We start from the raw sequence: 19,138 nt of genomic DNA, 5'->3' as shown, positions 1-19,138 counted from the left end.
CGATCCTCCCATCCAACGCAGGAATTGAATCAGCCGACGCCCCTTCGATCAAGGGCGAGTTTTTCAACAAAATAGGTCCTGAGATGTCGCACACAACAAGCTGGCCTGCCGCTGGGTGCCATGGATTTGCGCCTATGGCCTGACCGAAGCCGAGGTTGTGGATCAGTTCTCCAGTATTGATGGCTCTGGCAGCGTCGTTCTTGACTTCGCAAACGGCAATGTCCTGACGCTGGACGGTGTCACCTTGACGGTGGGTCTCGCAGACGGGCTTGAACTGTTCAAAAGCGTCGTGCCATTGGTGTGCCACCGATGCCCTCCTGCCCAAGGCGTGGCAGGATATCAGGCAGCGAGGCCTTCCTTGGCGTGCGATAGAACCAAAATATGCGATAGCGAGGCGCGGCTTTTCAAAGGCCGCGCTTTTTCCCCCGCTTTGCCCCGCGACCAGAGAAACCTGCAAGACGTGACATTGGGATCCATCTTCGGTGCCTTCCGCATCCTGTTTTTCATTCCTAGTTTAGCCCGGTACCCCCAGTGATGTGACGCGCATTACAGGGAAAGTCGTGAGCCAGAGCAATAAGTTTAGCCCAATGCGCCTATCGACCTGCGCCTGCAGAGCGTTCCGACGACTGGAAAATACGCTGTTCTTGACGACAAAACCCAATCCCGCAGTGCTTCTTTAAGTTGGCTCGACAAGCATCAGATTTTATTAACTTTTTCGATTTGCGCATCCGGAGATGCCGCCAGTGAACACCGTACCCTCAGAACTTCGGGTCCGAAAGGCACTGCGCGAGCGCGCTTTTCCAAAAATATCGCTTAAATGAAATCAATATACGAATATTATAGTAAAACTGCGCCATTAAAGTCTGATTTATGTAAATCAAAACCTCACCACGACAAATCTGACCCCCATACAAACGCCCCGTAATCCGTATATTTCGGGTCACATCCCCGCTTCCTTTCGCCGCGCGTCTGACTTGCCAATCCCCCTCCGTGCGGCCTATGGCGCTAATCAGCTTTTGACAAGGGAGCCCTTGGGCGTGTTGATCTACCGAATAGTGCTCAGCCTTTTTGCAGCCGTTGTTCTGATGCGCCAACCACAGGGCGCATATTGGCGTGCGCGTCTGGGACGAGGCATGGCACCGGTTCAAGGCAAACACGTCTGGCTGCATGGCGCCTCGAACGGAGAGCTCGCCTCGGCCAGCGCGGTGCTGGAACGACTTGGGCAAGCGCGGCCCGACCTGCATTGGCTGGTCACGGCAAACACCGAGACGGGCGTGCAGATGGTCGAAGGCTGGCACTTGCCGCGTGTCAGCGCCCGGCTGGCGCCGCTGGATTTAAGTCATGTGTCCCGCCGCGTGATCCGGGACTGGCGGGTTGTGGCGCATATCTCGCTTGAATCTGAGCTCTGGCCGCACCGCTTTCGCGCCAGCCCCGGGCCAGTGATCCTGCTAGGCGCAAGAATGAGTGCCGGAACCGCCAAAGGGTTGGCCCGCCTGCCCGGCCTTGCCCGCGCCGTGCTGTCGCATGTGACGCTGGCGATTGCGCAGGACCAGGGTAGCCTGGACCGGTTGTCGCACCTCGGCCTGCCCGAAAAAGCGCGCGGCCCTGTGGTGGACCTGAAGGCACTCTACCAGCGGCCCGCCGGGCAAGTCCCGGACGAGGCACTTCGGGCGGCCTTCAACCGCGATCAGACCTGGCTGGCGGCCTCGACCCATGAAGGTGAGGATGAGATTGTCTTGCAGGCTCACGCCGAGACGTTGCGCAGCGACCCGGACCTGCGACTGATCCTTGCGCCGCGCCATCCGCGCCGGGGCGATGCCCTTGAGGCACTGATCAATGCTCATGGGTTTACCTGCGCGCGCCGCAGCAAGGGCGAAGCGCCGGGCACTGCGCAGGTCTATCTGGCGGACACTATGGGCGAGATGGCGATCTGGTATGCCTTGGCCGGGCGCGTCTTTATTGCCGGCACGCTGTCGGATCGCGGCGGGCATACGCCTTATGAACCTGCGCAGTTCGGTGCCGCGCTGCTGTACGGGCCGGATGTGGTGAACCACCGTGCGGGCTTTGAGCGTTTGGCCAAGGCGAGCGCCGCGGTTGAGATCAGCGATGCCTTGTCGCTCGCCAAGGCCCTGCTTGCACTGTCAGATCCGAGCGACCAACGCCGTGCGGGCAAAGCCGCGCAAGAGGCGCTGCATCAGGATATTGATATGTCAGAGCTTTGCGCCCGCCTTCTGGACCAGCTGGCCACGGCTTAAGCGAACTTGAACCCGTCGCCTTTACGGTTATCTATATAGCGTAGAAAACGGATACAGGTATGATCCAGTACAGCCTCAAATGCGCCGACGGACATCAGTTTGACAGCTGGTTCCAGTCGGCCAGCGCTTTTGACAAACTCAAGACCGCGGGCCATGTGGCCTGCGCGATCTGTGGCTCGCCCGATGTGGACAAGGCGCTGATGGCGCCGCGCGTCAACCATGCCGATCACCCGAAGGTGCCTGCACCCAAGCCAGAGGGGCCTCTGTCGCAGGCCAGCGGTGCCGCCGAACAGGCGCTGGCGCAGCTCAAGGCGCATATCGAGGCGAATTCGGACTACGTTGGCGGAAACTTCGCCAAAGAGGCACGCGCCATGCATCTGGGCGAAACGCCCGAGCGCGCCATCTGGGGCGAAGCCCGCGGAGAAGAAGCAAAGGCGCTGATCGAGGACGGCATTCCCATCGCGCCTCTCCCCTTTACCCCCACAAGGAAAAGCAACTGATGGATGTGTTGATCACCGGCGCCAACCGGGGGATCGGCGCGGCCCTGAAAACGGGGTTCGCGGCGCGTGGCGACAAGGTTTTCGGAACTGCACGCGGGCATGAGGGCTTTCTGGAACTGGACGTCGCCAACCCTCAGGCCCATCGGGATCTTGCCGCGCAGCTTGAGGGGCAAGCGCTGGACGTGGTGGTCTGCAATGCGGGCGTCTATCTGGACAAGGGGCAAAGCCTTGCCGATGGCTACGCGCCAGAAATGTGGGCCCAAAGCTTTGCGGTGAATGTCACCGGTGTTTTCCTGACCATTCAGGCACTGTTGCCCAACCTGCAGATGGCGGCATCCCCGCGCATTGCGATCATTTCCAGCCAGATGGCTTCGGACACCCGCGCACCGGGGGGCAGCTACATCTATCGGGCCTCAAAGGCGGCAGCGCTGAACCTTGGGCGCAATCTGGCCGTCGATCTGAAAGGACAAGGCATCGCGGTTGGCATTTATCACCCCGGCTGGGTGCGCACGGATATGGGCGGCTCTACGGCTGACATTTCCGAACAAGAGGCCGCCGAAGGGCTGATCGCCCGGATCGACGCGCTTTCCCTTGAGACCACCGGCTGCTTTGAGACATGGGATGGCCGCGCCCATCCCTTCTGATCCGCAACCCGCGCCTGAAGGCTTTGCCAAGGCCTTTGCGCAGGCTTGGGCCACAAGGGATGGCGCGCGCATTGCGGCGCTGTTCACCGAAGATGCTGATTTCGTCAATGTCACCGGGCTTTGGTGGCATGGGAGCGCGGCCATTGCCAAACCCCACGACTATGCGTTGAAAAGCTTTTTCGCCGAGACCGAGCTGTCACCCGGCCGAACGGAATGCCGCCGGATCGGCGAAGACGTGGCGGTGCTGCGCTGCCGGTTCCGACTGTCGGGCCAGCGCGCGCCGGATGGCAGCACCGCCGGGCCGCGCCAGACCATTCTGACCTTTGTCCTGCAACGATTTGCGTCCGGCTGGCTGGCGGTCAGCGCGCAGAATACAGATGTGGTGCCGGGGATGGAGACACATGTTTCCGGCCCCGAGGGGTTTAGCGCGGTCGATTACAGGACGTAGCGCCTGTTTCTTGATGCGAAAATCAAGCGGCCCTGAAATCCGCGCCAAGGACCGCATCGCACGACACTGCGGCAGCTTTACCATCTTGCCCTTTTTGCCCGGCACGCCTAAACCCCGCGCAACGTAATCCGGGGAAGTACCATGCCCGTTCTTGTCATGAAATTCGGCGGCACCTCTGTCGCCACGCTGGATCGCATCCGCCGCGCCGCCAAGCGCGTCGGCGTCGAAGTGGCAAAAGGCTATGACGTTATCGTCATCGTTTCTGCCATGTCGGGCGAAACCAACAAGCTGGTGGGCTTCGTCGAAGAAACCTCGCCGTTGTTCGATGCGCGCGAATACGACGCGGTTGTCTCGTCCGGCGAAAATGTCACCGCGGGCCTCATGGCACTGACCTTGCAGGAAATGGACGTGCCCGCACGCAGCTGGCAAGGCTGGCAGGTTCCGGTCCTCACGACCAACGCCCATGCAAACGCACGCATCGAAGACATCCCACCTGCAAATATCACCGCAAAATTCGGTGAAGGTATGCGCGTGGCTGTCGTGGCGGGGTTTCAGGGCGTGTCATCCGAAGGCCGGATCACCACGCTGGGCCGGGGCGGCAGCGACACCACAGCTGTGGCCTTTGCAGCAGCCTTCGGCGCCGAGCGTTGCGACATCTACACCGATGTGGACGGCGTCTATACCACCGACCCGCGGATCTGCGACAAGGCCCGCAAACTGGACAGGATCGCCTTTGAAGAGATGCTGGAACTGGCCTCTCTGGGCGCCAAGGTGCTTCAGACCCGTTCGGTCGAGTTGGCAATGCGCTACAAAGTCAGGCTGCGGGTACTCAGCAGCTTCGAGGAACAATCGGACGAGGCAGGCACGCTGGTCTGCGACGAGGAGGAAATCATGGAAAGCAACGTTGTGGCCGGTGTGGCCCATTCCCGCGACGAGGCCAAGATGACCCTCGTTTCTGTCGCTGACCGCCCAGGGATAGCCTCGGCGATCTTTACGCCGCTGGCCGATGCCGGTGTGAACGTCGACATGATCGTGCAGAACATCAGCGAAGAAGGTCGCACGGACATGACCTTTTCCTGCCCGACCAATCAGGTCGCGCGCGCGGAAAAGGCGATGCAGGACGCCAAAGCCAAGGGCGATATCAATTTCCACGATATTATCGCCGATGAAGGCGTGTGCAAGATTTCGGTCGTCGGCATCGGCATGCGCAGCCACACGGGCGTCGCGGCCAAGATGTTCCAGGTGCTGGCCAATGAAGGCATCAACATCAAGGTGATCACCACCTCCGAGATCAAGATCTCGGTGCTGATCGACCGCAAATACATGGAATTGGCGGTGCAGGCGCTGCATGACGCCTTTGATCTGGACAAGGCGGCCTGAGGCCCCCAGACCCAGTCAAATTTCGGCAAGAATTTTACGAAAAGCACACGCGGGCCGCGCAAGCCCGCGTGTTATCGTTTTCACGCGGAGAATGCCGCGCATTCCGCTTTTCCTTTCCCTGACAACTCGCCTATAGCTGGTAACAAGGAACAATGGAGCAGACACCACATGCCCGATGGTCTTGAAAGCGAAAGCAGAAAACTGCTTGGCCGACTGCGCGACACCATGGCCGAAGTGGCCGAGGGGCAGGAGCGACTGGATAAGATCACCCATCTGACAGCTGATTCCATGGGCACCGAAGTTTGCTCGATCTACCTGTTCCGCGATTCTGAAACTCTGGAACTCTGCGCTTCGCAGGGCCTGAAACCCGAAGCCGTGCACCAGACCCGGATGAAGCTGGGCGAAGGTCTTGTCGGCCGCGTCGCACGCGCTGGCAAGACGGTGAACACCGCGGACGCGCCATCGGCACCGGGGTTCCGCTATATGCCCGAAACGGGCGAAGAGATTTACTCCAGCTTCCTCGGGGTGCCGATCCAGCGGCTTGGCGAAAAGCTGGGCGTGTTGGTTGTGCAGTCCAAACAGGCCCGCGAATTCACTGCCGACGAGCTTTATGCCTTGGAAGTGGTCGCGATGGTCTTGGCCGAGATGACCGAGCTGGGTGCCTTTGTCGGTGAAGGCGCTGCATTGTCGGCTCGGCACACCCAACCAGTGATGTTCCGGGGCGCGGTCGGTCAGGAAGGCACGGCCATGGGCCATGTCTGGCTGCACGAACCGCGCGTCGTGGTCACCAACCTTGTGACCGACGATCCCGAAAATGAACGTGCGCGACTGAACAAGGCGGTGGACGAATTGCGGGTCAGCGTTGACCAGATGCTGGAAGGGGCAAGCGGCGCAGCCGTCGAAACCGATCAGGTGCAGGTTCTGGAGGCCTACCGGATGTTCGCCAACTCCAAGGGCTGGCTGCGCCGGATGGAAACCGACATCGAGCGTGGCCTCTCTGCCGAAGCCGCTGTCGAAAAGGAACAATCGCAGGCCCGTGCAAGGATGAATCAGGTCGCGGATGCCTATCTGCGCGAACGCTTGCACGATCTGGACGATCTGTCGAACCGCTTGCTGCGCATCCTGACCGGGCAAGGCCGCGAAACCGGCAGCGAAATGCCCAAGGATCCGATCCTGATCGCGCGCAATATCGGCCCCGGAGAATTGCTGGAATACGGCCGCAAGCTGAAAGGCGTTGTCCTGGAAGAGGGCTCGGTCGGCAGCCACGCGACGATCGTCGCGCGGGCCTTGGCGATTCCACTGGTCATCCACGCTGAGCGGATCACCAACGAAGCGCTGAACGGCGATCACATCATGGTTGATGGCGATCAGGGCATTGCCCATTTGCGCCCCGACGACACGGTTGTCGCCGCCTTTCAAGACAAGATCGCCATGCAGGCCGAAGCGCAGGAGCGTTATGCTTCGATTCGCGACGTCGACTGTGTCTCGGCGGATGGACAGCGGATCGAACTGCATATGAACGCAGGACTGATGGCCGACCTGCCCTCGCTGCTGAGTTCGGGGGCCGAGGGGGTCGGCCTGTTCCGCACCGAACTGCAATTCCTGATCCGCAACCAGATGCCGCGCCGCAATGAACTGGTCGGGATCTATTCGCGCGTTCTGGATGCCGCGCAGGGCAAACGGGTGGTGTTCCGGACTTTGGACATCGGCTCGGACAAGGTCTTGCCTTACATGAAGCCTCAGGATGAACCCAACCCGGCACTGGGCTGGCGGGCGATCCGCGTGGGTCTGGACAAGCCCGGCGTGCTTCGAATGCAATTGCAGGCGCTTTTGCGTGCAGCCAACGGTCGGCCACTGACAGTGATGTTCCCGTTCGTCGCACAACACAGCGAATTCCGCGATGCCCGGGCGGAAATGAACAAGGCGCTGGAACGCGAGCGCAAGCTGGGACACCCCTTGCCGAAGACAGTCGAGATTGGCGCAATGCTGGAGACCCCAAGCCTTGCCTTCGCCTCGCCGCGGTTTTTCGAAGAGGTCGAGTTCCTGTCGATCGGCGGCAATGATCTTAAACAGTTCTTTTTTGCCGCCGATCGCGAAAACGAGCGCGTGCGCCGCCGCTATGACACGTTGAACGTGTCATTCCTCACATTTCTGGGCGATATCGTAAAACGCTGCGCGCTGACAACGACCCGGCTAAGCTTTTGCGGCGAGGATGCCGGACGTCCTATCGAGGCGCTATGTCTGGCTGCGATCGGAATCCATACCCTGTCGATGCGCCCCGCTTCGGTCGGGCCAGTCAAAAGCCTGCTGATGCGTACCAATCTGGCGGAAGTGAAAGCAGTGATTGATGCCGCTGGCGCGCGCGGCGACCAAAGCGTGCGTGATGCTGTCATGGACTATCTGCGCAATGAGGGGTGGGCCCTGGCCTGACGGCCGCATTGTGGGGGCTCTGCCCCCGCCGCTTGGGCGGCTCCCCCGGGATATTTTCTGACCAGTGAAACGATACAGCGTTCCACAAACGCAAGCTCAAGTGGCATCACAAAACGAAAAACGCCCGGCCGCGGAGTTTTTCCGGCGACCGGGCGCTAAGACTCTGACGTCTGTTTGTGCATGGACCTTTCTGATCCGCCGCACTTATCCCGCGCGTTCTGCGCAGATATCCGGCCCTCGTTTGCTCTCCACGGCAGATGCGCCAGTTTTGGGAGGGGCGCATCCCGGGTTGGTTTCAGCGCGGGGCCGATAAGGGGGCATCCTGTTGCCCCTTCATCTGCGACCCTAGAGAATTAACCTTAACTTTAAGTGAACACAGGGCTGAAAAATCACGTTGTCTGGCGATTAGCCCTCGAGCCTTGCGGAAAGCAGTTCAACCAGTTCGGCATATCTGGTGCCGGTCTTTTCTTCCAATTTGCGCAGACCAAAGACGACCTGAGCCATCTCTTGGTAATAGCCCGAATAGGAATAGTTGGTGGCCGCAGCGGTGGCCGCACCGATAACCGGGATCGTTTGCGCCGCAAGTTTGCGACCAAGAACCAAAGCCAGGCGCGGGGCGATCAAGCCGATTCCTATATAGACGTTCACACCGGTCAGCGTCACCCGTGACGACAAAAAGGTCAGGTCAGCGGATTTTCCGGCCTGCGTCAGAGGACCCGTGGCCGCAAATACCAGAAGCGCGTCCTTGCGAGTCTGCTCTTCGTCGGGATCAAAGCCGTGTTCGGCCGCCACAGCCTGAACCGAACGCATCAGCATGGTTACCGTGACCGGCAATTCAGCCAGCGCCGTAGGCAACCCGCCCATGCCGCCGACAATCCCGACCGCAGTCGTCGTGGCGGTGTTCACCCAAGACTTCTGATCTTTGACAAAGCTGCGCGTCCCCGATGCAGCACTCATCGCCGCTTCGAGCCCGCGCACCGCGGCTGTTTCCAGCTTACTGCGAGAGTTTTCAGGAAGCCGGTCCAGCAGACTTTCGGCAGGCCAGTTCAATACGCTGAGTACCTGAACACCCAAGTTACTGGCGGCGCGATAGCGCTTGGCCAAATCTTCTATTTCACGGTCGAGGTCGAATGTCTCTTCAACCAGTTCCAAATCGTCCATAACACAACCCTCTTCGCGCCCCACGTGTATCTAGCTGGGGAGGCTGGGCGATATTTCAACCCTTTTGCGGCATCCGCGTGACAACGCCGCGGACTCCCTGCCACGCGCCAGGCTGCAGTTCCAACCCCAAAACCCGGTCCGGATTAGTCGGAGGGGGCATTTCCACCCCGTCCAGACGTTCGAACCCAAAGCGCGCATAATAAGGAACATCGCCAACCAGAAGAACGCGGGCATGGCCCAGATCCGCCGCCCTCGCAACGGTTTCGCGGATCAGCGCCCCGCCAAGCCCTTCGCCCTGCGCCGTCGGATGCACCGCGACGGGGCCCAGCAAAAGCGCCTCTTGCGTGCCAACAAGCACTGGCCAATAGCGGATCGCGCCGCCAAGTATCCGGTTTTCGTCCCGCGCAACAAAGCACAACTCAGCAACCGGCGGCACATCCTCGCGCAGCCGGTACGAGCTCAGCGCCCCGCGACCGGGGGCAAAGCAGGTATCGTAGAGGGCTTCGACCTCCCACCAATCCTGCGGCAGTTCCTGTGCAAGGGTGAACACATTGGCCCTCGTGCAATCCAGCGCAAAACGGCCTATCACGGGCCAAACCCTTGCGCAAACAATAGGATGCGCAAACCGACAATCGGTGCACACAGGAGAGTATCAAATGTTCTACCGCCCGGACCAAGGCCACGGCCTGCCGCATAACCCGTTCAATGCCATCGTGACCCCGCGCCCTATAGGCTGGATTTCGTCGCGCGGGGCGGATGGACACGACAACCTTGCGCCATATTCCTTTTTCAACGCGGTTGCCTATTTCCCGCCGCAAGTGATGTTCTCCTCGACTTCGGCCAAGCCGGACCGCGGGGACACAAAGGACAGTGTTGCCAATATCCGGGAAACCGGCGTGTTCTGCGTCAACATCGTGGAATTCGCCATGCGCGACGCGATGAATGCTTCATCCGGGCCTTGGGAAAAAGGCGTGGACGAGTTCGAACTGGCGGGGCTCGAGAAGGCAGAGTGCGAAACCATCGCCTGTTCCCGCGTCGCAAAGGCCCCGGCCAACCTCGAATGCAAGGTGACGCAGATTGTCCAGCTTGAAGGCGTGTCGAACTTCGCGGTCTTCGGTGAGGTCACCGGCATCCACATGCGCGATGACTGCATGACCGACGGGATGTTCGATATTCTCAAGTTCAACCCGCTTTCGCGCCTTGGCTATCGTGATTATACGGTGGTGCGAGAGACCTTTGAGCTCAAGCGCCCGGGCGAGTAAATACGCACCGCTGCGGGTCGGCGGGCGGGCGCTTTTCGGCTTAGCCGAAACAGAGGCGCCCGCCGACCCGCAAGACCCGACTGGTTCCCCCGCGCCTTTCCTGTTATATTACCTGTGCAATCGATGGAGGAAGACATGGACCAGCACCTTTGAACCCTTGAATTTCAACCGGTTTTCAAAGGAGGTCTTATGCCCTTCTCACTTCCCGATGCGAATTGCTCGCATCCCATCACCCTTCCTGACGGCACTGCGCATTCCGGCACTGTCTTTTTGAAAAACGTGGTCGATCATCCACGGTTTGAGGTCGGCGCCTACACCTACGCCTCTGACTTTGATCCACCAAGCGACTGGGCCGCGCGCCTCGCGCCCTATCTCTTTGCGTTCAGTCAGGAAAAACTGAGCATCGGCAAATTCTGCCAGATCGCCCATGGCGTCCGGTTTATCGGAAGCTCGGCCAATCATGAAACGCGTGGCCCTTCGACCTTTCCTTTCGCAGTCTTCGATCCGGACGCCATGCTTGGCTATCAACCCGATACGCGGGATACGCGTGTCGGCCACGATGTCTGGCTGGGATATGGCGCCTTGGTCATGCCCGGCGCCCGGATCGGCAATGGCGTGATCGTGGGGGCCGGCGCTGTGGTGCGTGGATCCATACCGGACTACGCCGTTGTCACCGGTAATCCAGCGCAGGTGGTCCGGATGCGTTATTCCGACCAAGAGATCTCGGCACTGCTGGCGCTGGCATGGTGGGATTGGCCGCCTGAAACAATAGCTATGGCCCGCGATGCCCTGGAAAGCGGGGATGTGACCGCGTTGGAAAAATATGCCCCCGGCAGGGCCCTTTAAACGAAAAAGGGGGCCACAAGGCCCCCTTCTGCAAATGTCTCGTCCGGCGTATCAGTGGCCGCCAAGAATGCCGGTTCGCACGCCGTAGTCCACGGCGATCTGGTAATCGGGGTCATCGTCGCTATCGATCATCAGATGCCCGGCTTTGGTCAGCAATTTGTGGCAGTCGCGCGACAGGTGGCGCAGCTGTATCTGCTTGTCCGTGGCCTGATATTTAGCCGCAATAGCTTCGATCGCCTGAAGCGCGGATTGGTCCACCACCCGGCTGTCGGCAAAATCCACGATCACGATCGACGGATCCTCGGCCGGGTTGAACAGCTCGATAAACCCATCGGACGAGCCAAAGAACAGCGGCCCTTGCACCTGATACACCTTGGCCCCTTCAGGCGTTGTGTAGGTCTTGGCATGGATGCGCCGGGCGTTGTTCCACGCATAGGCAAGCGCCGAAACGATCACCCCGACGACCACGGCAAAGGCGAGGTCTTCCATCACCGTCACAACGGTCACCAGCACGATGACAAAGGCATCCATCAGCGGCACCTTGGCCAGAATCTTGAGCGAGTTCCAGGCGAACGTCCCGATCACCACCATGAACATCACACCGACAAGCGCCGCCAACGGGATCAGTTCGATCAGAGGCGAGGCGAAGAGGATGAAGATCAACAGGAACAGCGCCGCAGCGATCCCCGAAATCCGCGTCCGCGCGCCGGATTTCACATTGATCATCGACTGGCCGATCATCGCACATCCGCCCATGCCGCCAAAGAAGCCTGTCACCACGTTGGACGCGCCCTGCGCGATGCATTCCTGTGAGGCGCCACCGCGTTTTCCGGTCATCTCGCCCACAAGGTTCAGCGTCAAAAGGCTTTCGATCAGACCAATGGCGGCCAGAATGACCGAGTACGGCAGGATGATCTCAAGCGTTTCCCAAGTCAGCGGCACCGAAGGGATATGGAACGGCGGCAGCCCGCCCTTGATCGACGCCATGTCGCCGACGCGCGGCACATCCAGACCAAAGCCGATCACGATGGCCGCAACAATCCCGATGCCCGCCAAAGGCGCAGGGACTAGACGGCTGACCTTGGGCGCCACCCAGATGATCGCCATGGTCAGCGCCGTCAGCCCCAGCATCAAATACAGCGGCATTCCAGACAGCCAGGTGCCCCCGCCCATGCCATGCCCGGTGTTTTCAATCGACCCCGGCACCTTGAACTGAGACATCTGCGCCAGGAAAATCACGATCGCCAGACCGTTCACAAAGCCCAACATCACCGGGTGCGGCACAAGGCGAATGAACTTGCCCCACTGCATGATCCCGGCAAAGACCTGCAAGATCCCCATCAGAACCACTGTCGCAAACAGGTATTCAACCCCATGCTGAGCGACCAGCGCGACCATGACCACAGCCAAAGCCCCCGTCGCTCCCGAAATCATCCCCGGACGCCCACCAAACAGCGCCGTGATCAACCCAACCATGAAGGCAGCATAAAGGCCGACAAGCGGATGCACCCCGGCGACAAAGGCAAATGCCACCGCTTCGGGCACAAGGGCCAGCGCGACGGTCAAACCGGCCAGAAACTCGATCCGCAGACGCGCAGGCGTCAACTTTTCATCCGGCATCAGGGACAGGTCGGGCAAAGCAAGGCGATTGGCGAAGCTCGCCAGAATGGCTTTTTTCATGGGGGCAGTCCTTTCGTTCGCGCCAACGCCCATATTGCAATGCAGCATAAAAGGCCAGAGACGCGCGGCCATCGTGGCCATTTGCCGGGCTGTATAACGGAATTCACGCCAGTTGCACGGATTTCTTACCGCGCGGTTGCCCCGCGGCGCCCCGGACTTCTTTTCTTTGCCGTCAGATCGGTGCACCTTGCGAACGAAATCGGAGGGCATCATGACAAACACCATGATCGGCGTGATCGGTGGATCAGGCATCTATGACATCGACGGGTTGGAAGCGGCTGAATGGCGAAAGGTCGCTTCGCCTTGGGGTGTCCCTTCTGACCAGATCCTGACCGGCACGCTTGAGGGCGTCAAAATGGCCTTCCTGCCTCGGCACGGGCGCGGCCATGTGCATGCGCCGACCGATGTGCCCTACCGCGCCAATATCGACGCCCTCAAGCGGCTCGGAGTTACGGATGTCATCAGCGTCTCGGCCTGCGGATCATTCCGCGAAGAAATGGCGCCGGGCGATTTTGTCGTGGTGGACCAATTCATCGACCGGACCTTTGCCCGCGACAAGTCATTTTTCGGGTCGGGCTTTGTGGCGCATGTCTCGGTGGCGCATCCCACCTGCCCCCGCCTTGGTGAGGCCTGTTTCACAGCCGCAAAGAGCGCTGGCGTGACCATCCACAAGGGCGGCACCTATCTGGCCATGGAAGGCCCGCAGTTCTCCACTCTGGCGGAATCAAAGATGTACCGCGAACACTGGGGCGCCGATGTGATCGGTATGACCAATATGCCCGAGGCAAAGCTCGCCCGCGAAGCCGAGCTTTGCTATGCCTCGATCGCCATGGTCACCGATTACGACAGCTGGCACCCCCACCACGGCGAGGTTGATGTGAACGAGATCATCAAGGTGCTGATGGGCAATGCCGACAAGGGCCGCGAAATGGTTCGCCGCCTGCCCGCGCTGCTGGGCGCCGAGCGCGCGCCCTGCCCGCATGGCTGCGACCGCGCCTTGGAGTTTGCCGTCATGACTGCGCCGGATAAACGCGACCCGGCGCTGGTGGCCAAATTGGACGCGGTGGCAGGCCGTGTCCTGAGCGCGGCAGAGTGACCTGGACCTGCCGGGCCGCGACCCGAGCAAACCACTAAGGAGTGAACCATGCCTTTTGACCTCTGGCTCGCCTTTGTGGCGGCCTCTATCGCGCTCTTGCTGATCCCCGGCCCGACCGTGCTGCTGGTTCTGTCCTATGCACTGTCGAAAGGGCGGGGCGTCGCTGTCGCTTCGGCGGCCGGCGTCGCAACGGGCGATTTTCTGGCCATGTCATTGTCGCTGGCAGGGCTTGGCGCGCTGGTCGCGACCTCTGCCGCGCTCTTTACCCTGCTCAAGTGGTTGGGTGCGGCCTATCTGATCTACCTTGGTATCAAGCTCATCCGCTCGGCTCCTGCCGAGGGTCTTGCCCTGCCCAGAGCCGAGGTCACAGCGCGCGGTGTCTTTTGGCACAATGCTGCGGTAACTGCCCTCAACCCCAAAAGCATCGCCTTTTTCATCGCCTTCGTGCCGCAGTTCATCGATGCGACCTCTGCGTTGATGCCGCAATTCGTCATCCTCGTGGCAACCTTCGTCACGCTCGCCGCACTCAACGCGCTGGCCTATGCCTTGGCCGCTGACCGTCTGCGCCGGACCATCACCCGCCCGGGCGTCATTCCATGGATCACCCGCGCAGGCGGGACGACCCTGATCGCCATGGGCCTGCTCACAGCAACCCTCAGGAAAGCCTCATGAAACAGGTTCAGGACTATATTCGCACCATCGTCGACTTCCCGCACGAAGGCATCATGTTCCGCGACGTGACCACGCTTTTTGCCGATGCGCGCGGCTTTCGTATGGCGATCGACCAATTGCTGCACCCCTACGCCGGGGTGCGTTTCGACAAAGTGGTCGGCCTTGAAGCCCGCGGTTTCATACTTGGCGGGGCCATCGCCCACCAGCTGTCAGCAGGGTTTGTTCCGATCCGCAAAAAAGGCAAACTGCCCGGAGCAGTCATTTCCGAAGAATATCAGTTGGAATACGGAGAGGCCGTGGTGGAAATCCACGATGACGCGATCGAGCCGGGCGAAAAAATCCTGCTGGTGGATGATCTTCTGGCCACAGGCGGAACAGCAGAGGCCGGGATCAAGCTGGTCGAGCGCCTCGGCGGCGAGATCATCGGATGCGCGTTTATCGTCGATCTACCCGAACTGGGCGGGCGCCAGAAACTGCTTGATATGGGCATGGAGGTCCACGCGCTCTGTTCCTACAACGGACTGTGATTGCGAGGGACATTTGGGGGCAAAGCCCCATTTGGATGCAGAAAAAAGCGTCCAATTGATTGGAATTCAATCGCCTTGCAGGTTTGTGGATATGCAAACGCCCGCCAAAGGCGGGCGTTGAAGCGATTGCAGGCGCGCCGGACGGCGCTCAATCAGTTAACAGCCTGATCAGGCCGCGTTGACGTTCGCCGCTTTTTTCTTGGACGTGCCCGCGTTGGCATCAATGAAATCCAGAACCAGCGGACGGATGTTGTTACGCCAGCTTTTGCCCGCGAAGATGCCATAATGGCCGGCACCCGGCTCCACGTGCGAGGCTTTCATCTCATCCGGAAGACCGGTGCACAGATCCAAAGCCGCGATACACTGGCCCGGCGCGGTGATGTCGTCCTTGGCGCCTTCGACCGTCTTGACAGCCACATTGGTGATCTTGCCCATGTCGACCTTGTGACCATCGACAACAAATTCGTTCTTGGCGATTTCACACTTCTTGAAGATGCGATCCACTGTCGACAGGTAGAATTCAGCAGTCATGTCCATCACCGCAAGGTATTCGTCGTAAAAGCGGTTATGTGCATCATGATCCGATGCTTCGTCACGGCAAACCCGCAGAATCTGGTCGTTGAATGCCTTGGAATGGCGATCCGAATTCATGCTCATGAACGAGGCCAGCTGGAGCAGGCCGGGGTAGACCAGACGCCCCACCCCTTTGTATTTGAAACCCACGCGCTGGATCATCGTCTCTTCGAGTTGGCCCATGGTCACACGGGCGCCAAAGTCCGTCACATCGGTCTGCACCGCGTCGGGGTTGATCGGCCCACCGATCAGAGTCAGGGTGCGCGGCTGCGCGCTGGGGTCCAGTTCGGCCAGATAGGCCGTCGCAGCAAGCGTCAGGGGCGCGGGCTGGCAGACCGCGACGACGTTGGTCTCGGGGCCCATATGGCGCATGAAGTCCATCAGGTAGAGCGTGTAGTCTTCGATATCGAACTTGCCGGCCGATACCGGAATATCCCGGGCATTGTGCCAATCGGTGATATAAACTTCACAATTCACGAGCAGCGATTTCACGGTCGAGCGCAGCAACGTCGCATAGTGTCCGGACATCGGCGCAACCAGCAAGATCTTGCGCGGCTGTTCTTCGCGCCCGGTGACGTTGAAGTGAATCAGGTTGCCAAAAGGCTTTTCCACCACGGTTTCGATGCTCACCAGATGGTCTTTGCCATCCTCGCACGTAAACGAATGAATGCCCCAGTCAGGTTTCACGACCATGCGTTCGAACGTCCGCTCAGTCACATGGCCCCAGGCAGCCATCCAGGACAGCGCCGGGTTCGGGATAGCTGAGAACGCGGGATAAGACGCCATTGTCTTTGCCGTCGCGCCGAGCCATTGGCTGGTGTTACGGAAGGTTTCCATAAAATCGTACGTGGCCATGTAGCGCATTACTACTGCTCCTGTTCAAACGTGAGCCGCAACCACAAGTTGGGTCGGGCTATTTCGTCGCTTTGCCTCCCGTCAAAGGCAACGTTATTCTGCGAGAGCGAACATAGGGGGGAATCGTTAACATGGCAACGAACACAGATGCCGCATCCGAAAATCGTGAGCGGCTCGAGGCCAATCTGGCGCGAGTTGAGGAGCTACAACAGCGCCTTGTCACCGCGATGACCCGGAAAAAGTCCACGCCGCAGGCCCTGAATGGACCTGAGAGCGAGCTGTATTCCAAGGCGGCAAAGGCGTATTGGCAGGAATGGATGTCCAATCCGGCCAAGGTGCTTGAGCAGCAGGTTCAGTATTGGGGCAAGACGCTCACGCATTTTGTCGATGCGCAACAAGTGCTGGCGCGAGGGCAGCTAAAGGCGCCCGAGAACCCCGGCCCCAAGGATCGCCGCTTTTCGAATCCGCTTTGGGACACGCACCCCTATTTCAATTTCGTCAAGCAACAGTACCTGATCAATGCCGACGCCATCCGTGAAGGCATCGAAGATCTGGATGAACTGGACGAAAAAGAAAAACGCCGTTTGCGGTACTTTGCCCAGCAGATCACTGACATGTTCGCGCCGACGAACTTTCTTGCCACAAACCCCGATGCTTTGATGAAAGCGGTGGAGACCGAAGGCGAAAGCCTTGTGCGCGGGCTGGAGAACCTTGTCAGCGACCTGGAAGCCAACAATGGCGAGATGATTGTCCGCCTTGCGGATGAAAGCGCCTTTTCCGTCGGTGAAAATATCGCGACCGCGCAAGGCAAGGTCGTTTATCGCAATCGCATGATGGAGCTGATCCAATACAGCCCGACGACAGAGCAGGTGCACGAGACACCGGTTGTTCTTTTCCCGCCGTGGATCAACAAGTTCTACATTCTGGATCTGAAACCGCAGAACAGCCTGATCCGCTGGGTCGTTGATCAGGGCTATACCCTTTTCGTGGTCAGCTGGATCAACCCGAACGCGACCTATCGCGATGTCGGCCTCGAGGAATATGTCGACGAAGGCTATCTGACTGCGATGAACATCGTGAAGGAGATTTGCGGCGTCGATAAGATCAATGCGGTGGGCTATTGCATCGCGGGCACGACGCTCAGCCTTGTGCTGTCGCTCTTGAAAAAGCGCGGCGACAAAACGGTCAAGTCCGCGACCTTCTTTACCGCGCTGACGGATTTTTCTGATCAGGGCGAGTTCACGCCCTTCCTGCAAGAGGACTTTGCCCAAGGCATCGAACAGGAGATCGATCAGGAGGGTATCCTGCCTTCGTTCATCATGGCGCGGACCTTTTCCTTCCTGCGCTCGAATGACCTGATTTATGGCCCGGCCATTCGCCATTACATGATGGGTGAAACGCCCCCGGCGTTTGACCTGCTGTACTGGAACGGGGATGGCGCGAACCTGCCGGGCAAGATGTTCAAGCAGTACCTGCGCGGCCTGTGCCAGCGCAACGAGTTTGCCAATGGCACGTTCGAGATGTTTGGCGAAACACTGAGCGTCAAGGACGTGGACGTGCCGTTGATGTCCATCGCAACCGAAACCGACCACATCGCTGCCGCCCGCGATGTCTATCGCGGTGTGCAGATGATGGGGTCGCGCTCCAAGCAATTTGTGATGGGCGAATCCGGACATATCGCAGGCATCGTGAACCCGCCGTCCAAAAAGAAATACGGCCACTACACCAACGACGATCTCAGCCTTGATTTCGATGACTGGGTGGCCTCGGCTGACAAGAACGAGGGGTCGTGGTGGCCGCTGTGGGAAAGCTGGCTGAAGAAGCGTTCAGGCAAGCAAGTTGCCGCACGTACGCCGGGCGATTCGCCTTATGAGAGCCTTTGCGACGCTCCGGGCACCTATGTGGCGATCAAGGCTGCCTCGCAAAATCAGTGACTTAGCGAAATTATGCTGCGGCGCAGCAAAAACTCTTGATTTTCTGCGCCGCAGCATTCATATTCTCTTCAACTGCTAAACAGTGGGGTGGGCCCACGCAGTAGAAAAAGGATTGAAGAGATGGCTAAAGCACAAGATTTCACCGGCGTGATGAAAGACATGATGGGTTCGTTCCCGGTTGACACCAAAGCGATGGAAGACGCTTTCAAAACCACCGCAACCATGAACGAGAAGCTCTCGGGCGTTGCTCTGGAAGCGGCTGAGAAGTCGACCGAGATTTCCGCTAAGTGGACCAAAGACACCCTGTCCAAGCTGGCAGACATGTCCAAAGCCAAGGCAGAGCCGGCTGACTACGCAAAGTCGATCACCGACTTCGCATCCGCTCAGGCCGAAGTTGCTGCCGAGAACATGGCCGCATTCGCCGAGATCGCGAAGAAGGTCCAGATGGATACCGTCGAGCTGATGATGGCCGCAGGCAAGGACCTGTCCGAGGACGCAACCGCAGCCGTCAAGAAAGCCACCGACGAGCTGACCGCGAACGCCAAAAAAGCGACCGCAGCTGCCAAGTAATCTCAACCCCTAGGGGTTGATCAGGAATTTGCGCCTTCTCCTCCCATTTTTGGCGCAATATCCTAGGGCGGGTTCTTATGAACCCGCCCTTTTTTAGTTTCAAATCGGCTACTATCTATCAGTGCGCTTCGCGCGCAGGATATCTCGCCCGGCGCGCAGAGCGCTTGGGCTCGGGCCGGCGCCAAGATCGCGAGTTTCGCATCAGGTCAGAGACCATCCCTGTATGGGCAGCGTCGAAGCCTCCGGCGGGGATAGTTTTGGACCGATGAAGACCGGGCCTTGCGTGAAATCAGAAAGGCTGCGCC

At 59.6% G+C, this 19,138-nt stretch carries 18 protein-coding genes; 13 read left to right on the top strand and 5 right to left on the bottom strand.

Annotated elements, in window-relative coordinates:
• Positions 1 to 307 (bottom strand): hypothetical protein (locus ACOYQJ_RS25220; RefSeq protein WP_422908653.1); only part of this gene is annotated, 307 nt, incomplete at its 3' end.
• Positions 308 to 1,085: 778 nt separating this feature from the next.
• Between ACOYQJ_RS25220 and ACOYQJ_RS25215 the strand changes: the two genes are divergently transcribed.
• The 6 genes from ACOYQJ_RS25215 (at position 1,086) to ptsP (ending at position 7,657) form a co-directional block, all read left to right on the top strand.
• On the top strand, positions 1,086 to 2,255 hold the full coding sequence (locus ACOYQJ_RS25215; RefSeq protein ID WP_422908654.1) for a 3-deoxy-D-manno-octulosonic acid transferase: 1,170 nt from the start codon (positions 1,086 to 1,088) through the stop codon (positions 2,253 to 2,255).
• A gap of 59 nt (positions 2,256 to 2,314) precedes the next feature.
• Positions 2,315 to 2,755, top strand: coding sequence for a DUF1178 family protein (locus ACOYQJ_RS25210; protein ID WP_422908652.1), 441 nt, complete (start codon positions 2,315 to 2,317; stop codon positions 2,753 to 2,755).
• Complete coding sequence (locus ACOYQJ_RS25205) at positions 2,755 to 3,399, top strand: SDR family NAD(P)-dependent oxidoreductase (protein WP_422908651.1); 645 nt, start codon at positions 2,755 to 2,757, stop codon at positions 3,397 to 3,399. Before ACOYQJ_RS25210 ends, ACOYQJ_RS25205 begins: the two co-directional genes overlap by 1 nt.
• A complete protein-coding gene (locus ACOYQJ_RS25200; RefSeq protein ID WP_422908650.1) occupies positions 3,377 to 3,847 on the top strand; it encodes a YybH family protein in 471 nt (156 codons plus the stop codon). The genes ACOYQJ_RS25205 and ACOYQJ_RS25200 overlap by 23 nt, the downstream gene beginning before the upstream one ends.
• 141 nt (positions 3,848 to 3,988) lie before the next feature.
• Positions 3,989 to 5,227, top strand: a complete 1,239-nt coding sequence (locus tag ACOYQJ_RS25195) for an aspartate kinase (RefSeq protein WP_422908649.1) — start codon at positions 3,989 to 3,991, stop codon at positions 5,225 to 5,227.
• A 168-nt stretch (positions 5,228 to 5,395) separates the two neighbouring features.
• Positions 5,396 to 7,657: a phosphoenolpyruvate--protein phosphotransferase gene (gene ptsP, locus ACOYQJ_RS25190; protein WP_422908648.1), complete on the top strand. Its 2,262-nt coding sequence runs from the start codon at positions 5,396 to 5,398 to the stop codon at positions 7,655 to 7,657.
• Positions 7,658 to 8,062: 405 nt separating this feature from the next.
• On the opposite strand, the gene ACOYQJ_RS25185 is transcribed toward ptsP, so the two are convergent.
• Positions 8,063 to 8,818: an EcsC family protein gene (locus ACOYQJ_RS25185; RefSeq protein ID WP_422908647.1), complete on the bottom strand. Its 756-nt coding sequence runs from the start codon at positions 8,816 to 8,818 to the stop codon at positions 8,063 to 8,065.
• Between the two features lie 55 nt (positions 8,819 to 8,873).
• Entirely contained in the window at positions 8,874 to 9,368 is a 495-nt protein-coding gene (locus tag ACOYQJ_RS25180; RefSeq protein ID WP_422908646.1) for a GNAT family N-acetyltransferase, read from the bottom strand.
• A 106-nt stretch (positions 9,369 to 9,474) separates the two neighbouring features.
• On the opposite strand from ACOYQJ_RS25180, the gene ACOYQJ_RS25175 reads away from it, so the two are divergent.
• Positions 9,475 to 10,080, top strand: a complete 606-nt coding sequence (locus tag ACOYQJ_RS25175) for a flavin reductase family protein (protein ID WP_422908645.1) — start codon at positions 9,475 to 9,477, stop codon at positions 10,078 to 10,080.
• A gap of 189 nt (positions 10,081 to 10,269) precedes the next feature.
• Positions 10,270 to 10,926: a CatB-related O-acetyltransferase gene (locus ACOYQJ_RS25170; RefSeq protein ID WP_422908644.1), complete on the top strand. Its 657-nt coding sequence runs from the start codon at positions 10,270 to 10,272 to the stop codon at positions 10,924 to 10,926.
• Between the two features lie 51 nt (positions 10,927 to 10,977).
• On the opposite strand, the gene ACOYQJ_RS25165 is transcribed toward ACOYQJ_RS25170, so the two are convergent.
• Positions 10,978 to 12,606 carry a SulP family inorganic anion transporter gene (locus ACOYQJ_RS25165; RefSeq protein WP_422908643.1) on the bottom strand — a complete coding sequence of 543 codons (1,629 nt, stop codon included), beginning with the start codon at positions 12,604 to 12,606 and terminating at the stop codon, positions 10,978 to 10,980.
• Between the two features lie 211 nt (positions 12,607 to 12,817).
• On the opposite strand from ACOYQJ_RS25165, the gene ACOYQJ_RS25160 reads away from it, so the two are divergent.
• The 3 genes from ACOYQJ_RS25160 to ACOYQJ_RS25150 are packed head-to-tail and all read left to right on the top strand — an operon-like array spanning position 12,818 to position 14,901.
• Positions 12,818 to 13,702 carry an S-methyl-5'-thioadenosine phosphorylase gene (locus tag ACOYQJ_RS25160; RefSeq protein ID WP_422908642.1) on the top strand — a complete coding sequence of 295 codons (885 nt, stop codon included), beginning with the start codon at positions 12,818 to 12,820 and terminating at the stop codon, positions 13,700 to 13,702.
• 48 nt (positions 13,703 to 13,750) lie between these two features.
• Entirely contained in the window at positions 13,751 to 14,374 is a 624-nt protein-coding gene (locus tag ACOYQJ_RS25155) for a LysE family translocator (RefSeq protein ID WP_422908641.1), read from the top strand.
• Complete coding sequence (locus ACOYQJ_RS25150; protein WP_422908640.1) at positions 14,371 to 14,901, top strand: adenine phosphoribosyltransferase; 531 nt, start codon at positions 14,371 to 14,373, stop codon at positions 14,899 to 14,901. Before ACOYQJ_RS25155 ends, ACOYQJ_RS25150 begins: the two co-directional genes overlap by 4 nt.
• Positions 14,902 to 15,069: 168 nt before the next feature.
• Here ACOYQJ_RS25150 and phaZ read toward each other — a convergent pair whose 3' ends face one another.
• Positions 15,070 to 16,338 carry a polyhydroxyalkanoate depolymerase gene (gene phaZ / locus ACOYQJ_RS25145; protein WP_422908639.1) on the bottom strand — a complete coding sequence of 423 codons (1,269 nt, stop codon included), beginning with the start codon at positions 16,336 to 16,338 and terminating at the stop codon, positions 15,070 to 15,072.
• Positions 16,339 to 16,460: 122 nt separating this feature from the next.
• Between phaZ and ACOYQJ_RS25140 the strand changes: the two genes are divergently transcribed.
• Complete coding sequence (locus tag ACOYQJ_RS25140) at positions 16,461 to 18,263, top strand: PHA/PHB synthase family protein (RefSeq protein WP_422908638.1); 1,803 nt, start codon at positions 16,461 to 16,463, stop codon at positions 18,261 to 18,263.
• 120 nt (positions 18,264 to 18,383) lie between these two features.
• Positions 18,384 to 18,833, top strand: a complete 450-nt coding sequence (locus tag ACOYQJ_RS25135; RefSeq protein WP_422908637.1) for a phasin, PhaP — start codon at positions 18,384 to 18,386, stop codon at positions 18,831 to 18,833.
• Positions 18,834 to 19,138: the final 305 nt, after the last annotated feature.

This window comes from Pacificoceanicola algae (assembly GCF_049341065.1).
Lineage (GTDB): Bacteria > Pseudomonadota > Alphaproteobacteria > Rhodobacterales > Rhodobacteraceae > Pacificoceanicola.
Note: the sequence above shows the minus strand (reverse complement) of the source record. Positions and strands in the feature narration are given on the sequence as shown.

Coding starts and splice junctions, on each gene's coding strand:
- ACOYQJ_RS25205 (WP_422908651.1), top strand. CDS start 2,755: ATGGATGTGTTGATCACCGGCGCCAACCGGGGGATCGGCGCGGCCCTG.
- ACOYQJ_RS25200 (WP_422908650.1), top strand. CDS start 3,377: ATGGCCGCGCCCATCCCTTCTGATCCGCAACCCGCGCCTGAAGGCTTT.
- ACOYQJ_RS25175 (WP_422908645.1), top strand. CDS start 9,475: ATGTTCTACCGCCCGGACCAAGGCCACGGCCTGCCGCATAACCCGTTC.
- phaZ (WP_422908639.1), bottom strand. CDS start 16,338: ATGCGCTACATGGCCACGTACGATTTTATGGAAACCTTCCGTAACACC.
- ACOYQJ_RS25215 (WP_422908654.1), top strand. CDS start 1,086: ATGCGCCAACCACAGGGCGCATATTGGCGTGCGCGTCTGGGACGAGGC.
- ACOYQJ_RS25140 (WP_422908638.1), top strand. CDS start 16,461: ATGGCAACGAACACAGATGCCGCATCCGAAAATCGTGAGCGGCTCGAG.
- ACOYQJ_RS25185 (WP_422908647.1), bottom strand. CDS start 8,818: ATGGACGATTTGGAACTGGTTGAAGAGACATTCGACCTCGACCGTGAA.
- ACOYQJ_RS25195 (WP_422908649.1), top strand. CDS start 3,989: ATGCCCGTTCTTGTCATGAAATTCGGCGGCACCTCTGTCGCCACGCTG.
- ACOYQJ_RS25150 (WP_422908640.1), top strand. CDS start 14,371: ATGAAACAGGTTCAGGACTATATTCGCACCATCGTCGACTTCCCGCAC.
- ACOYQJ_RS25210 (WP_422908652.1), top strand. CDS start 2,315: ATGATCCAGTACAGCCTCAAATGCGCCGACGGACATCAGTTTGACAGC.
- ACOYQJ_RS25135 (WP_422908637.1), top strand. CDS start 18,384: ATGGCTAAAGCACAAGATTTCACCGGCGTGATGAAAGACATGATGGGT.
- ptsP (WP_422908648.1), top strand. CDS start 5,396: ATGCCCGATGGTCTTGAAAGCGAAAGCAGAAAACTGCTTGGCCGACTG.
- ACOYQJ_RS25170 (WP_422908644.1), top strand. CDS start 10,270: ATGCCCTTCTCACTTCCCGATGCGAATTGCTCGCATCCCATCACCCTT.
- ACOYQJ_RS25165 (WP_422908643.1), bottom strand. CDS start 12,606: ATGAAAAAAGCCATTCTGGCGAGCTTCGCCAATCGCCTTGCTTTGCCC.
- ACOYQJ_RS25155 (WP_422908641.1), top strand. CDS start 13,751: ATGCCTTTTGACCTCTGGCTCGCCTTTGTGGCGGCCTCTATCGCGCTC.
- ACOYQJ_RS25160 (WP_422908642.1), top strand. CDS start 12,818: ATGACAAACACCATGATCGGCGTGATCGGTGGATCAGGCATCTATGAC.